General features: G+C 70.2%; 12 protein-coding genes and 2 pseudogenes. 8 read left to right on the forward strand and 6 right to left on the reverse strand.

The features are described 5' to 3' along the window. Window positions 1-528, forward strand: a pseudogene (locus AWB92_RS31130) (PE-PGRS family protein); the annotation flags it as partial. A 35-nt stretch (window positions 529-563) separates the two neighbouring features. Here the strand turns inward: AWB92_RS31130 and AWB92_RS23045 are convergent. After that, entirely contained in the window at window positions 564-1,577 is a 1,014-nt protein-coding gene (locus AWB92_RS23045) for an NAD(P)-dependent alcohol dehydrogenase (RefSeq protein WP_085189791.1), read from the reverse strand. A 125-nt stretch (window positions 1,578-1,702) separates the two neighbouring features. Between AWB92_RS23045 and AWB92_RS23050 the strand changes: the two genes are divergently transcribed. The 4 genes from AWB92_RS23050 to AWB92_RS23065 all read left to right on the forward strand — a co-directional run bounded on the left by AWB92_RS23050 (window position 1,703) and on the right by AWB92_RS23065 (window position 4,261). Beyond that, window positions 1,703-2,137 (forward strand): nitroreductase family deazaflavin-dependent oxidoreductase, encoded by a 435-nt coding sequence (locus tag AWB92_RS23050; RefSeq protein WP_068185727.1) that lies wholly within the window; start codon window positions 1,703-1,705, stop codon window positions 2,135-2,137. Further along, window positions 2,134-2,952: an NmrA family NAD(P)-binding protein gene (locus AWB92_RS23055; protein WP_085189795.1), complete on the forward strand. Its 819-nt coding sequence runs from the start codon at window positions 2,134-2,136 to the stop codon at window positions 2,950-2,952. Before AWB92_RS23050 ends, AWB92_RS23055 begins: the two co-directional genes overlap by 4 nt. A gap of 154 nt (window positions 2,953-3,106) precedes the next feature. After that, a complete protein-coding gene (locus AWB92_RS23060; protein WP_085189797.1) occupies window positions 3,107-3,364 on the forward strand; it encodes a hypothetical protein in 258 nt (85 codons plus the stop codon). 24 nt (window positions 3,365-3,388) lie between these two features. After that, the gene (locus tag AWB92_RS23065; RefSeq protein ID WP_085189799.1) at window positions 3,389-4,261 is read left to right on the forward strand and encodes a D-alanyl-D-alanine carboxypeptidase family protein; all 873 of its coding nucleotides are present in this window, start codon (window positions 3,389-3,391) and stop codon (window positions 4,259-4,261) included. Between the two features lie 18 nt (window positions 4,262-4,279). Here AWB92_RS23065 and AWB92_RS23070 read toward each other — a convergent pair whose 3' ends face one another. The 5 genes from AWB92_RS23070 to ffh all read right to left on the reverse strand — a co-directional run bounded on the left by AWB92_RS23070 (window position 4,280) and on the right by ffh (window position 11,006). Next, window positions 4,280-4,882 carry a TetR/AcrR family transcriptional regulator gene (locus AWB92_RS23070; protein WP_085189801.1) on the reverse strand — a complete coding sequence of 201 codons (603 nt, stop codon included), beginning with the start codon at window positions 4,880-4,882 and terminating at the stop codon, window positions 4,280-4,282. A 1-nt stretch (window position 4,883) separates the two neighbouring features. Then, a complete protein-coding gene (locus AWB92_RS23075) occupies window positions 4,884-6,716 on the reverse strand; it encodes an amidohydrolase family protein (RefSeq protein WP_085189803.1) in 1,833 nt (610 codons plus the stop codon). Between the two features lie 64 nt (window positions 6,717-6,780). Continuing rightward, window positions 6,781-8,322 (reverse strand): serine/threonine-protein kinase, encoded by a 1,542-nt coding sequence (locus AWB92_RS23080; protein ID WP_085189805.1) that lies wholly within the window; start codon window positions 8,320-8,322, stop codon window positions 6,781-6,783. Between the two features lie 37 nt (window positions 8,323-8,359). Next, window positions 8,360-9,436 (reverse strand): amidohydrolase family protein, encoded by a 1,077-nt coding sequence (locus tag AWB92_RS23085; RefSeq protein ID WP_142282257.1) that lies wholly within the window; start codon window positions 9,434-9,436, stop codon window positions 8,360-8,362. Between the two features lie 13 nt (window positions 9,437-9,449). Then, complete coding sequence (gene ffh, locus AWB92_RS23090; protein WP_085189809.1) at window positions 9,450-11,006, reverse strand: signal recognition particle protein; 1,557 nt, start codon at window positions 11,004-11,006, stop codon at window positions 9,450-9,452. An 87-nt stretch (window positions 11,007-11,093) separates the two neighbouring features. Here ffh and AWB92_RS23095 point away from each other — a divergent pair, with 87 nt between their 5' ends. The 3 genes and pseudogenes from AWB92_RS23095 to AWB92_RS23105 all read left to right on the forward strand — a co-directional run. After that, window positions 11,094-11,891, forward strand: a complete 798-nt coding sequence (locus tag AWB92_RS23095; protein WP_085189811.1) for an alpha/beta hydrolase — start codon at window positions 11,094-11,096, stop codon at window positions 11,889-11,891. 192 nt (window positions 11,892-12,083) lie between these two features. Further along, a complete protein-coding gene (locus AWB92_RS23100; protein WP_085189815.1) occupies window positions 12,084-13,781 on the forward strand; it encodes a DEAD/DEAH box helicase in 1,698 nt (565 codons plus the stop codon). An 84-nt stretch (window positions 13,782-13,865) separates the two neighbouring features. After that, window positions 13,866-14,076 (forward strand): annotated as a pseudogene (locus AWB92_RS23105) (HNH nuclease); the annotation flags it as partial.

The raw sequence follows: 14,076 nt of genomic DNA on the forward strand, positions 1-14,076 counted from the left end.
GGCGGGGTCAGCATCGGAGGCACCGGCGGAGCCGGCGGGGGCGGCGGTAGCGCCGGTCTGCTGCAAGGCGCCGGCGGCGACGGCGGGGCCGGCGCCTTCGGGGTCCTCGCCGGCGGCCACGGCGGGTCCGGCGGAACGGCGGTACTCCTCGGCAACGGCGGCGGCGCCGGCGGAACCGGCGGATACAGCAACATCACCGGCGGCGCGGGCGGGACCGGCGGCAATGCCGGCCTGCTTTGGGGCGACGCCGGGTCCGGCGGGACCGGCGGCGCCGGGGGCACGACCGGCGGGCCGGGCGGGACCGGCGGCCAGGCGGGCCAACTCCTCCTGGGCACCGGCGGTGCCGGGGGCGCCGGCGGCGAAGGCGCAGCGACCGGCGGCAACGGTGCCAACGGCGGCAACGCCGTACTGTTCGGCACCGGCGGAAACGGCGGCAATGCGGGGATTGGCACGACCGTTGGCACGAGCGGCACCGGCGGCGCCGGGGGGCTGCTGCTCGGCCCGGCCGGGAACAACGGGATCACATAGCCGGCGGCGTCGCCGCGCGACCAGACCCGCTGCCCTCAGCCGATCCGGATGACGAGCTTGCCGACGTGCTTGCCGTCGCGTAACCGCACGAACGCCGCTTTCGCATCCTCGAATTCGAAGACGTCGTCGATCACCGGTGCCAGCCCGGTAGCGCCGACGGCTCGCACCAGATCTGCCAGATCGGCCCGGCTCCCGACGGTAATGGATCGCGTCGTCGCGCCGGCGCCCTTGAGCAGGAAATAGTCGATGCCCGGGTTGTCTTCGCTGAGAAAGCCGATCAGCGTCACCTCGCCATCTCTGGCGATCGCGCGCAACGACTGCTCGATGGTGGCCGGGCCGCCGACTTCGACGACCCGGTCCGCGCCTCGGCCACCGGTCAGTTCGCGCACCTGCTCCCCCCAATTCGGATTGCGGCGGTAGTCGATGACGTCGTCGGCGCCCAGCGCTTTGAGCGTCTGCGCCTTCTCAGGACTCGACGTCGTCGCGACGACACGCCCACCGACCAGCTTGGCCAGTTGCAGCGCGAACAGCGAAACGCCGCCGGTCCCGAGCGTCAGCACGGTTTGGCCCGCGCGAATCGGCGCGGGGCCGCCGAGCGCGTTCCAGGCCGTGACCCCGGCGCACGGCAGCGTCGCGGCCTGATCGTCGGGTATCGCATCGGGAATGCGCACGACCGCCTCCCGGGATACCACCTTGTACTCGGTCAGCCAGCCATCCTGCCCGCTGCCGTAGCTGTCGGAATCCGCTGTCGCCGGCATCGGGCCGCCGAACCACCTCGGATGGAATGCGCTCACCACCCGGTCGCCGGGAAGGTAGTCGTCGACGCCCTCGCCGACCTCGACGACTTCGGCGGCGGCATCGCTGCACGGCACCAAGCCGGGTGTGCTGTCGCGCACGTACCGACCGAGGGGAATCGCCACGTCTCGGTAGTTCAGCGAGACCGCTCGGATGCGGAGCAGCAATTCTCCTCGCTGGGGCGATGGGACCGGTTCTTCGTGCATCCGCAATCCATCCAGCCCGGTGAGCTCGTCGAACCGGTACACGCGCATGAAGACACTCCTTCCGATGTCAGCCGATGTCAGCCTGTATCTCGCACTCGCGGATGGATTCCCTTGCTCCGCATCACAAAACGCGGGCATGTTTCACGACCGCGCAATCGGATACCCGGCATTTCGTGAGCGAGGGCAACGATTTCAACGAGCGCAATATCGCCGAGTTCCGCGCCAATCACGGTCGCGTCGGTGGCCAGTTCGACGGCGCACCGCTGGTCATCCTGCACACCGTCGGAGCGCGCAGCGGGAAGCCGCGGACCAACATCATGATGTATCTGCCCGACGGCGACCGGTACCTCGTGTTCGCCTCGAAGGCCGGCGCGGACGACAACCCCGCGTGGTATTGGAACCTCAAGGCCAACCCGGACGCCCGCATCGAAGTCGGCGACGACATCGTCGACGTGCATGCCACGGAGCTGCATGGGGCCGAGCGGGACGAGAAGTATGCGCTGCAGGCCGAGCGCTACCCGGGGTTCGCCGAGTACCAGCGCAAGACGTCGCGGACCATCCCGGTGATCGCGCTCACGCCGGTTGGACCGAGGGAGCCCCGCGCATGAGGGTCCTGGCGACGGGCGCGACGGGCCAGTACGCCCACCACGTCGTCGCCGCCCTCGCCGCTCAGGGAATCGACGTCCGCGGCGTCGTCCACGACCCGGCGAAGGCCGACGAGGCTCGCCGGGCCGGTGCGACCGAGACGGTACAGCTGGACCTGGCCGACGCCGACGGGGTCGCCAAGGCGCTGGACGGCGTCGACGGAGTCTTCCTGATCACTCCGGCGTTTCACCCGGATGCCACGTCGATGGCGCTCAACGTGGTCGGGGCGGCCGTCGACGCGGGCGTCGAGAAACTGGTCTACAACGGTGTGTACCACCCGTCGCTGAGCCTGCCGAACCACGCGGGAACGCGCCCGGTCGAGGAGGCACTCTATCCGTCCGACCTGGACTTCAGCGTGCTGCAGCCGGCGATGTACGTCCAAGCGCTAGAGGCGACCTACCGGAGCGCGTTGGAAACCGGCGCCGTCGTCGCGCCGTGGTCGAAGCACTCGAAGATGACCTACGTCGACTATCGCGACGTCGCGGATGCGGCCGCGTTGGCCTTCGTCGAGCCGCGCCTGTCGCGTGGCACCTTCGAGCTCGCCGCCGGCGGCATGGTCGACCGGGTCGAGGTCGCCGAGATGATGAGTCGGGTCGCGGGGCGCACCCTGCGGGCCGAGGACACCGACGACGTCCCCCCGGGTCCCGAGGGCCTGGCCACGATGTTCGAAGACTACGACCGGCACGGCTTTCACGGCGGGAATTCGCTTGTGCTGCACGCCATTCTGCGTCGCGAACCCCGTTCCGTCGCCGACTTCATCGCGGGGCTCGCTGCGTAAGAGTTGGGATCGGTATCGCCGAGGGCCGGTGTCCACTTGTTGCAGCGGCCCATCCGGGCCTCCAGCAACGAAGGAGCCCGACATGAAACCGACGGGACGTTTCTCCCGTTTTCGCAGGACACCGGCGGCGGGCCAGGGGAATAATCCCGTGGGTATGAAAGCCATGATCGCGGGATTAGCAACGGCGTCGTTCATGTTCGGCGGCGCGGGTCTGGCCGCGCCCTCCGCGCAGGCCGCTCCGTGCCCGGCCGGGAAGTCCTGCCAGCACTGGTGCCCCGGCGATGTCCTTCCGGCGGGCCGGCCCGTCCCGTGGGACGGCAACGTCTGCCACGACTACTACTGGGATTACTACGGCGTGCACGACATCGGCGACGGGGCAAACTATTCCTGGCGCGACATGCCCTGGCGCTAGGCCGGAAGGTTAAACTGTGCGGCCATGCGCAAGCTCATGGCCGCCGTCGCCGCCCTCCTGGCGGCCGGTGCCATCGCGGGAGGCCCGCCCGCTCGGGCCGACAGCACGCAGCCGATCGGCTCGGTGCCGATCCCGGACGGGCCGGCCCAGACCTGGATCGTGGCAGACCTGGACAACGGTCAGGTGCTGGCCGCCCGCGACGCGAACGTCCCCCACCCGCCGGCGAGCACCATCAAGGTGTTGTTGGCGCTGGTGACGCTGGACCAGGTGAGCCTGGACTCCACCGTCGTCGCCGATGTCGCCGACACCGAGGTCGAGTGCAACTGCGTCGGCATCAAGCCGGGCCGCACCTACACCGCGCGCCAATTGCTCGACGGGTTGTTGCTGGTTTCCGGCAACGACGCGGCCAACACCCTGGCGCACCTGCTGGGCGGCGCGGACGCCACCGTGGCCAAGATGAATGCCAAGGCCGCGTCCCTGGGCGCGACTAGCACCTTCGCGGCGACCCCGTCCGGCCTGGACGGCCCCCGCGGCTCCGGGGCGTCGACGGCGCACGACCTGGCCGTCATCTTCCGCGCCGCGATGGCCAACCCGGTGTTCGCGCAGATCACCGCCGAGCCGTCGGCGATGTTCCCCGGCGACCACGGCGACGAACCGATCACCAACCAGGACGAACTGCTACAGCGCTACCCCGGCGCCATCGGCGGCAAGACGGGCTTCACCGACGCGGCGCGCAAAACTTTCGTCGGTGCGGCCGCCCGCGGTGGTCGCCGGCTGGTGATCGCGATGATGTACGGGCTGGTGAAACAGGGCGGACCCACGTACTGGGATCAGGCCGGCAGCCTGTTCGACTGGGGCTTCGCGCTCAACCCGGAGACCGGCGTGGGGTCGCTCTAGGCTCGCCGTAACCGCTTCTCACAAGCCAATATTCGGCAGCGCCGCGCGCATCAGCCCCGTCAGCACCGGTATCCGCCGCTGGGCGATCGCCGGCTGCGGCAGCACCCCCTCCACCACGGCGGCGCCGTCGAACACGTTCGTCATCAGCGCCACGACCACCGGGAACGTCTCCTCGTCGAAGCCCTCGGCGCCGGGCATCGCCCGGGCGGCGTCGTAGATCTTCGCCGAGTACTGCCCCAGCTCGTGTTGCAAAGTGTCCCTTAGCTTTTCGTCGGTGCGCGCGGCCACCAGCAGCTCGTAGAGCACGGCGTTGGTCGGTGCGGTGGTGATGTCCCGCAGAATCGCCAGCGCGGCGTCGAAGGCAGGCTGGTCGGCGGGAATCTCGGCAACCCGCTTGGTGAACGACTCCAGCTGACGGCGCAACACCTCGGACGCGGTCGCCGCCATGAAATCGCCCATCGTGTCGAAGTGGCGGAACAGCGCGCCGACGGAAACCCCCGCGCGCTTGGTGATCACCGCGGCCGACGCCCGCGCGTAGCCGACCTCGATGATGGTGTCGATGCACGCCTCGAGGAGCCGCGCGACGGTTTCCTCCCGGCGCTGCTGCTGGGTCCTGGCCATGTCAGGCCCCGACTTTCTCCGCGGTGCGGCCCCGGATGCGCTGGCCCGCACGCAGGTAGCGGCCCGACTTCACGGTCTGGCCGTAGCCCTCCCGGAATTGGCCGGCGCGGAAGACGACCGCGCCACCCACGCCGGTCGCGACGACGGCGTCGTCGTTGCGATTGACCATGCGCCGCAGGCCGCCGTAGAACGGCACCGCTTCCTCGTGGTAGCCGTCCACCGAGTCGTTGAGGCCGGCCGGGTCGATCACGACGAAGTCCGCGCGGTCGCCCTCGCACAGCGTGCCGGCGTCGATGCCGAACCACTGCGCCAGTTCGCCGGTCAGCCGGTGCACCGCGTGTTCGGTGGACATGAACGGCGCGCCGGCCCGGTGGGCGTCGCGAATGCGCTTGAGCATCTTGAGCGGGAAGTTATAGAACGCCATGTTGCGCAGGTGCGCCCCGGCGTCGGAGAAGCCCATGTGGATGCTGGGCTCGGCGGCGAGCTTGTTGAGCTGCCGGGGCCGGTGGTTGGCGACGACGGTCGTCCACCGGACGTTGCGCTCACCGTTTTCGACGAGCACATCGAGGAACGCGTCCAGCGGATGCAGCCCGCGCTCGTCGGCGATGGCGCCAAAGCTCTTGCCGATCAACGACTTATCGGGGCACTCGACGATGACCGCATCGTGGAAGTCGCGGTGCCACAGCGACGGGCCGAGCTTGATCCGGTCGAACTCGCGCCGAAACTTGCGGCGGTAGTCCTTGTCGGCCAGCAGCTCGTTGCGCTGCAATTGGTCGCGCAGGTGCAGGGCGGCCGTCCCGGCGCCGAACTCCTCGAAGACCGGCAGGTCGATGCCGTCGGAGTAGAGCTCGAACGGGACCGGCAGGTGCTGGAAGCGCACCCTGGAACCCAGGAACTTGTTCAGCAGGCGGGTGCCGAGCCCGAAAGTGTGCACGGCTAGCGGCATGGACTTCGCATCCGCCGACACCAGCAGGCTCATCCGAACTGCCTTGCGCCACCCCAACATCGGGCTGCTGGCCAGGAAGAACAGCAGTGCGGATTTCGAGTCCTCGACGTCGGGCGCGCTCTGCAGGATGCGGCCGCGCTTGCGCAACACCTTGATCAGCCGGCGCCGCTCCCGCCACGTCGCGAACGTCGACGGCAACGCGCGCGACCGGAAGCGGTCGCCGTCGAGTTTGTCGATGGCCGCGTCCATGCCGGACATGCCGAGCATCCCGGCGTCGAGGGCCTCATCCAGCAGCGCCGCCATCTTCTCCAGCTCGGCCTCGGTGGGCTTGACAGTCTCGTCCGTGCCGCGATCCAGACCAAGCACCGCGGTCCGCAGGTCCGAATGGCCAAGCAGCGAACCGACATTCGGCCCGAGCGGCAGGGCGTCGAGCGCCCGGATGTAGTCCGCGGCCGTCGACCACGTCTTAGTGGAATCCAAAGCGCCGTAGACGTATTCGCGCGGCACCGCCTCGACCCGGCTGAACAGGTCGGCCGCGTCCTCGGAATCGGCGTACACGGTCGACAGCGAGCAGTTGCCCAGCAACACCGTCGTGACGCCGTGGCGCACCGACTCCCGCAGCCCGGGGTCCAGCAGCACCTCGGCGTCGTAGTGGGTGTGCACGTCGATGAAGCCCGGCACGATCCACTTGCCGGCCGCGTCGATCACCTCGGGGCAGCCGGTCTCATCCAGCGGCGTGCGGGACACGGTGGCCACCACGCCGTCGCGAATTCCAAGGCTGCGCGTCTGCGGCGCACGGCCGGTGCCGTCAAACCACAGTCCGTCGCGAATGATCACGTCGTAGGCCACGTTGCCTCCAAGCTGGTCGGGTGCCACGAACCGTAACATAGATAGCAAGTACTCGCGATCTTTTCGTCGGCCGTGTCCAGTCACAAGAAAATGCCTCGTCAACTCAGCGAGGGGGGTCGGGCACCGTAACACCGGGCGGCACGTCGCCGCTGCGGGTGGCCTGCGCTGGAGCCCGGAGCACCGCGCCCTGCTGGTCGCATTCGTTGCTTCGCACGGTGACGGTCAGTTCCCCGGCGAGCCCGCCTTGCGGGCGCGGCCGCAGCGACAGCACCTGCGTCGTGGCCTGCGTCCGCTCGGCGCCGTCCGGCGCGATGCAGGGGAACGTTCCGTCTTCCGGCCGCGACAGCCAACGACCATCGCGGAATTGCAGCACGACCGGCTGCGAGACCGTCGACTTCGCCTGCGTGTGGTCGTTGTCGTCCAGCGGCGCGCCGACGGCCGTGCAGGGGCCGGGCGCGCACGACGAGCGAAAGGCCCACCAGGTGGTCACGTCGGGCGGCTGGGGCTCGGGCGTGAAGTTGAACGTCTGCCGGCTGCGCTGCACCTCGAGGCGGTAGGTGCCGTCGAGCGGAATCGGGGGGGCCGGCGCGCTCACGGTCGGGTGGGCGGCCGGGGCGGCCGTCGCGTCGGTCTTGCGCTCGCCGACGAAGCCGGCGACGAGCAGCCCCCCGACGACCACCAGCGCCGCGGAGCCCAGCGCGATCCTGCGGCGGCGGTGCGTCCTCGGTGCGGTGGCCGGAGTCTTGGCCGCGTCGGGTGCGGGAGCCCCGGAATGATCCGCGACGAAGTCGTCGGGGCGGTCGGCCAGCGGGGCCGCCGCGGGCGGGACGGGGCAGGAGTAGGCCGGGTAATCGGCCACGAGGACGGCCTCGGGGCTGCGGTCGCGGCTGCGGGCGCCCGCCTGGTCGTTCAACGCCTCCGCGAATTCGCCGCAGGTCTCGAACCGGTCGCCGGCGCTGGTCGCGAGCGCGCGGGTGAACACGGCGTCCAGGCGTGCTAATTCCGGGCGCAGGTCGCTGAGCGCGGTGCCTGATGGCGGCGGCGCGCCGGCCAACAGGTGGAACGCGGTGGCGGCCAGCGCGTACTGGTCGGCGCGCCCGTCGGCGCCGTCGCCCGCCAGTTCGGGCGCGGCGTAGCCGGCCGTGCCGAGCCGGCCGCCTATGCCGAAGTCGGTCAACAGGGTCCGTTGCTCAGCCTCCACGCGGCCCGTCACCAAGACGTTGGCGGGCTTGACGTCGCGGTGCAGCAGTCCGCGTTTGTGCGCATAGTCGAGCGCGTCGGCGACGGCGGTCACGATGGACAGCACCTCGCCCACGGGCGAGACGGCCGGGAATCGATCGGAGATCAGCCGCGCGGCGTTGATGCCCTCGACGTACTCCATCGCGACGTACAGCTCGTCGTCGTACTCCCCGCGGTCGCGGACCTCGACGATGTTCGGGTGATAGAGGTTCGTCGCGATCGGGTTCTCCGCCCAAAACCTCCGGCGGAACTCGCCGTCCGCCGACAGCGCCGGCGTCAGGACCTTCAACGCCTGCCAGCGCGACGAACGGGGATTCTGGACAAGATAGACCGCACCAGTCGCTCCAGAACCCAGCCTCCGCGCGACCAAGTAACCGGCGAAGGTCGCGCCGCTGGCCAACGCCATCACGCAATCCTAGCCACGATCGCGGCGCCGCGCGCGCCTAGCGATGTGGCCGAAACACCTTGCCGCGCAATATCACCAGGTCCGGCCGGTTCAGCACGCCGGGGCCTTGTCTGGGGTCCTCGGAGTAACACAGCAGGTCGGCCGACGCCCCGTGATCCAGGCCGGGCCGGCCCAGCCAGCGACGGGCATCCCAGCACGCCGCGCCCAGCGCCTCGGTCGGGCTCATGCCGATGCCCTTGAGGGCCTCGACCTCGTCGGCGATCCGCCCGTGCGCGATCATGGTGCCCGCGTCGCTGCCGGCGTAGATCGGCACGCCCGCCTCGCGCGCCGCGGCCGTGCGCGCCGGGCACCGCGCGAGCAGGTCGCGCATGTGCGCGGCATAGGCCGGGTAGCGCGCCGCGGAGTCCGCGATGCCTTGGAAGTTCTCCAGGGTGTTGATCAGCGTGGGCACCAGCGCGGTTCCGTGCTCGAGCATCAGGGCAATGGTGTCGTCGGTGAGCCCGGTGCCGTGTTCGATGCAGTCGATGCCGGCGTTGATCAGGCCGGGCAGCGCGTCCTCGCTGAAGACGTGCGCGGTGACACGGGCGCCGTGAGCGTGCGCCGCGTCGATCGCGGCCTTGAGCACGTCGTCGGACCACAGCGGGGCGAGATCGCCGACGCCGCGGTCGATCCAGTCGCCGACGAGCTTGACCCAGCCGTCGCCGCGCTTCGCCTCCCGGGCCACCGCGTCCGGCAACTGGGATTCGTCCTCGAGTTCGTCGGCGAAGCCGCGCGAGTACCGCTTGGGCCTCGCCAGGTGCTTGCCGGCCCGGATGATGCGGGGCAGGTCGTCGCGCTCGTCGAGGCTGCGGGTGTCGGTCGGTGAGCCGGCGTCCCGCAACAGGAGCGCGCCGGCGTCGCGTTCGACCTCGGCCTGGCCGATGGCCTCCTCGAGCGGGATCTCGCCGTCGTCGCCGAGACCGACGTGACAGTGCGCGTCCACCAGGCCGGGCACGATCCAGCCGCCCTCAAAGACGGTGTCGGCGCCCGCGACCGGTTCGGCGCTGATGCGGCCGTCGACGACCCACAGCTCGACCTCGGTCTCGCCGGGCAGCTCCAGGCCCCGCAGGCGCATCCGCACGGCGCGGTTAGTTCTTGCCCGGGTTGCCGGGGAACTTGAGCTTGGACAGGTCGAAGTCGGCCAGTCCGGGGGGCAGCTCGTCGAGGCCCTTGGGCATCTGCGACAGGTCGGGGAAGCCGGCGGGCATGCCCTGCATGAGCGGGTTCCTGGCCTTGGGCGGCGTCGGGCCCCGTCCCCCCTTCTTGCCCTTCTTCCCCTTCGCGCCCTTGGCCTTTCGGGTCGCCGACTTGCGGCCCAGACCGGGGATGCCCATGCCGCCGAGCATCGACGACATCATCTTGCGGGCCTCGAAGAAGCGGTCGACCAGCTGATTGACCTCCGACACCGTCACGCCCGAGCCGTTGGCGATGCGAAGCCGCCGCGACGCGTTGATGATCTTCGGGTCGGCGCGCTCCTGCGGCGTCATCCCGCGAATGATGGCCTGCAGCCGGTCGAGTTGCTTGTCGTCGACCTCGGCGAGCGCGTCTTTCATCTGGCCGGCGCCGGGCAGCATGCCCAGCAGGTTGCCGATGGGACCCATCTTGCGGATGGCCAGCATCTGTTCGAGGAAGTCCTCCAGCGTCAGCTCGCCGGTGCCGATCTTGGCGGCCGCCTCCTCGGCGCGTTGCGCATCGAAGACCTGCTCGGCCTGCTCGATCAGCGTCAGCACGTCGCCCATGCCCAGGATGCGGCTGGCCATCCGGTCCGGGTGGAAGATGTCGAAGTCCTCGAGCTTCTCGCCGCTGGACGCGAAAAGGATTGGGACGCCGGTGACCTCCCGGACCGACAGGGCGGCGCCACCGCGGGCGTCACCGTCGAGCTTGGTCAGCACCACGCCGGTGAAGCCGACGCCCGCACCAAACGCCTCGGCGGTGGCGACGGCGTCCTGGCCGACCATGGCGTCGAGGACGAACAGCACCTCGTCGGGGTTGACGGCGTCGCGGATGGCCGCGGCCTGCGCCATCAGCTCGTCGTCGATGCCCAGCCGCCCCGCGGTGTCGACGATGACGACGTCGAAGTGCTTGGCGCGGGCCTCCGCGAGGCCGGCCGCGGCGACGGCGACCGGGTCACCGGGGCCGGACTCTGGGGAAGCTCCGGGATGCGGCGCGAACACCGGAACGCCGGCCCGCTCGCCGACGACCTGCAGCTGGTTCACGGCGGCCGGCCGCTGCAGGTCGCACGCCACCAGCAGCGGCGTGTGTCCCTGGCCGCGCAGCCAGGCGGCCAGCTTGCCGGCCAGCGTCGTCTTACCGGAGCCCTGCAGACCGGCGAGCATGATCACGGTCGGCGGCGTCTTCGCGAACGCCAGCTGGCGCGTCTCCCCGCCCAGGATGCCGATCAGTTCCTCGTTGACGATCTTGACGACCTGCTGCGCCGGGTTCAGCGCGCCGGAGACCTCGGACCCCTTGGCGCGCTCCTTGATCCGGCCCACGAACGCCCGCACCACGGGCAGCGACACATCCGCTTCCAGTAGCGCCAGCCGGATCTCGCGGGTGGTGGCCTCGATATCGGCGTCGGTCAGACGACCCTTGCCCCGCAGCCCCTGTAGGGCACCGGTCAATCGGTCGGACAGCGATTCAAACACCCCGCCAGCCTAGTGGTTGGAGCGATTGCCGAGCGTGCGGCACCGCAGGGGCTTGACGTCGCGACGCGAGCGAAGAAAAGTCGGCTCATGCTCGAGGTGATCGACAAGGGTGCGTGCACCGATGCCCACCCGGTGCCGCTGCTGTTCGTGCATGGCGGCTGGCATGGCGCGTGGTGCTGGGACGACGGTTTCCTGGACTTCTTCGCCGACGCGGGCTATCGCGCGGTCGCGATGAGCCTGCGCGGGCATGGCACCAGCCCCACCGACAAGCCGCTGCCGAAGGTGTGCATCGAGGACTACATCGACGACGTCCGTTCGGTGGCCGACGACCTGGGCGGCGCGCCGGTGCTGATCGGGCATTCCCTGGGCGGCTACACGATCCAGCGCTACCTGGAAGACCGAACGGCGCCGGCCGCGGTGCTGGTGGGCTCGCTGCCGCCGTCGGGCGTGCTCGGGGCGGCGCTGCGCGTCTGGCGCCGGCGGCCCTGGATGACCGTGCACTCGTTCAACGACCCCACGTTGGTCAAGTTCCTGCGCACGTCGGGCCTCGCCCGCGCCTACCTCTTCTGCAAAGACACGCCCGAGGACATCGTCCTGTCTTGCTGGCACCGCGCCGGGCCCGAGAGCATCCGCGCGGCGATGACCGACCCGATGTTCCGCCGGGTCAAAACGGACCGCGTCACCACCCCGATGCTGGTGCTCGGCGCCGTGCACGACGGCTTCGTCAGCGTCGGCGCGGTGCGCGCCACGGCGCGCGCCTACCGAACCGAGCCGGAGTTCTTCCCGATGGGTCACAACATGATGCTCGAGCCGGGATGGCCCGACGTCGCCAAGCGAATCCACAACTGGCTCGATGCTCGCGAGCTGGCGGGCAACGCCGGCTAGCGGCGATCGCAAGCGCGGCGTAGCCGGGCGCGGCGGGTCGCCGCAACCAAGGGACCAGTGCGTCGCTGCTGCGCCGAAAAGCGTTGGCATGCTACATTTCACACCCGCCATGGGCCGCGTCGACGCTGTCGGGACACGACCGGGACACGACAAGGCCATGCGCGCGAACCACGTCTGAGGGGAGCTGTGTCGATGCTGTTGGGCAGCGACACGGGTTCGCCGTTGCGCGGCTGGCAGCGCCGGGCGTTGGTGAAATATCTGGCCGCCCAGCCGCGCGATTTCCTGGCCGTCGCCACCCCGGGCTCCGGCAAGACGACCTTCGCGCTGCGGGTGGCGGCCGAGCTGCTCGGTCAACGCGCCGTCGACCAGGTCACCGTCGTGGTGCCCACCGAGCACCTCAAGGTGCAGTGGGCGCTGGCGGCGCAGCGACACGGCCTCGCCCTGGACCCGAGGTTCTCCAACACCAGCCCGCAAACCTCGCCGGAGTATCACGGCGTGATGGTCACCTACGCGCAGGTCGCCGCGCACCCGACGCTGCACCGCGTGCGCACCGAGCAGCGCAAGACCCTGGTCATCTTCGACGAGATCCATCATGGCGGTGACGCCAAGACCTGGGGCGAGGCCATCCGCGAGGCCTTCAGCGACGCGACGCGCCGGCTCGCTTTGACGGGCACGCCTTTTCGCAGCGACGACAGCCCCATCCCGTTCGTCACGTACACCTCCGGCCCCGACGGGGTGCTGCGGTCGCAGGCCGACCACACTTACGGCTACACCGAGGCCCTCGCCGACGGCGTGGTCCGGCCGGTGGTGTTCCTCGCCTATTCCGGGCAGGCCCGCTGGCGGGACAGCGCCGGCGAGGAGCACGCCGCGCGGCTGGGCGAGCCGCTGTCCGCCGAGCAGACCGCGCGCGCGTGGCGCACGGCGCTCGACCCCGCGGGCGAATGGATGCTCGCGGTGATCGCGGCCGCCGACGAGCGGCTGCGCCAGAAGCGGGCCCACGTGCCCGACGCCGGCGGCATGATCATCGCCTCCGATCGCACGGCGGCCCGCGCGTACGCCGCCCTGCTGACCAAGCTGACCTCGGAGCCGCCGACCGTCGTGCTGTCCGACGATCCCGGGTCGTCGGCGCGGATCACCGCATTCGCCGAGAGCACCAGCCGGTGGCTGGTCGCGGTGCGCATGGTCTCCGAGGGCGTCGACGTCCCCCGGCTTTCGGTCGGGATTTACGCCACCAGCGCCTCGACGCCGCTGTTCTTCGCCCAGGCCATCGGCCGGTTCGTGCGGTCGCGCCGGGCCGGTGAAACCGCCAGCATCTTCGTGCCGTCGGTGCCCAACCTGCTGCAGCTGGCCAGCGAGCTGGAGGCACAGCGCAACCACGTCCTCGGCCAACCGCACCGCGAGGACGCCGATCCCCTCGACGGTGACCCGGCCGTGCGGACGCAAACCGAAAAGCCGGAAACAGAAAAGGGTTTCACCTCGCTCGGCGCCGACGCCGAGCTGGACCAGGTCATCTTCGACGGGTCCTCGTTCGGCACCGCCGCCCCGGCCGGCAGCGAGGAGGAGGCCGACTACCTCGGCATCCCGGGGTTGCTCGACGCCGAGCAGATGCGCGCCCTGCTGCACCGGCGCCAGGACGAGCAGCTGGCCAAGCGGGCCGGCAACGCTAATGCACCGGCTCCGCTGCCGTCGATGCACGGCCAGCTGCGCGACCTGCGCCGCGAGCTCAACACGCTCGTCTCGGCGACGCACCACCGCACCGGCAAACCGCACGGCTGGATCCACAACGAACTGCGCCGTCGCTGCGGTGGCCCGCCGATCGCCGCGGCGACGCGCGAGCAGATCCAGGCCCGCATCCAAGCTTTGAGGCAGTTGAACTCGGAGCACTCCTGAGTTTCTGTGGGCGACTTATCCACAGTTGCGGTTTTATCCACAGATTGGTGTTCGGCCGGCCTGATTCGCACATTTGTTCGATAGATTTGGGGTGTGAGTTTCCTCAGCGCGGACGCGGCACGCGAGCGGATTAGCGCTGCTTTGGACGCGATCGACGCCGCGCACGTGGTGTTGCGGGAGACCTCGTCGGATCTGGTGGGCAACGACTTTCGTGTGGAGGTGGCCGAGCGGCTCGAGACCCAGCAGCGGACCAACCGGGGGTTGATGTATCGGTTCTTCGGTGAGATCGCCGAGC

The organism is Mycobacterium sp. IEC1808, assembly GCF_002101935.1.
Classification (GTDB): Bacteria; Actinomycetota; Actinomycetes; order Mycobacteriales; family Mycobacteriaceae; genus Mycobacterium.

Coding starts and splice junctions, on each gene's coding strand:
- AWB92_RS23045 (WP_085189791.1), bottom strand. CDS start 1,577: ATGCGCGTGTACCGGTTCGACGAGCTCACCGGGCTGGATGGATTGCGG.
- AWB92_RS23055 (WP_085189795.1), top strand. CDS start 2,134: ATGAGGGTCCTGGCGACGGGCGCGACGGGCCAGTACGCCCACCACGTC.
- AWB92_RS23060 (WP_085189797.1), top strand. CDS start 3,107: ATGAAAGCCATGATCGCGGGATTAGCAACGGCGTCGTTCATGTTCGGC.
- AWB92_RS23065 (WP_085189799.1), top strand. CDS start 3,389: ATGCGCAAGCTCATGGCCGCCGTCGCCGCCCTCCTGGCGGCCGGTGCC.
- AWB92_RS23070 (WP_085189801.1), bottom strand. CDS start 4,882: ATGGCCAGGACCCAGCAGCAGCGCCGGGAGGAAACCGTCGCGCGGCTC.
- AWB92_RS23075 (WP_085189803.1), bottom strand. CDS start 6,716: ATGTTACGGTTCGTGGCACCCGACCAGCTTGGAGGCAACGTGGCCTAC.
- AWB92_RS23080 (WP_085189805.1), bottom strand. CDS start 8,322: ATGGCGTTGGCCAGCGGCGCGACCTTCGCCGGTTACTTGGTCGCGCGG.
- AWB92_RS23085 (WP_142282257.1), bottom strand. CDS start 9,436: ATGCGCCTGCGGGGCCTGGAGCTGCCCGGCGAGACCGAGGTCGAGCTG.
- AWB92_RS23095 (WP_085189811.1), top strand. CDS start 11,094: ATGCTCGAGGTGATCGACAAGGGTGCGTGCACCGATGCCCACCCGGTG.
- AWB92_RS23100 (WP_085189815.1), top strand. CDS start 12,084: ATGCTGTTGGGCAGCGACACGGGTTCGCCGTTGCGCGGCTGGCAGCGC.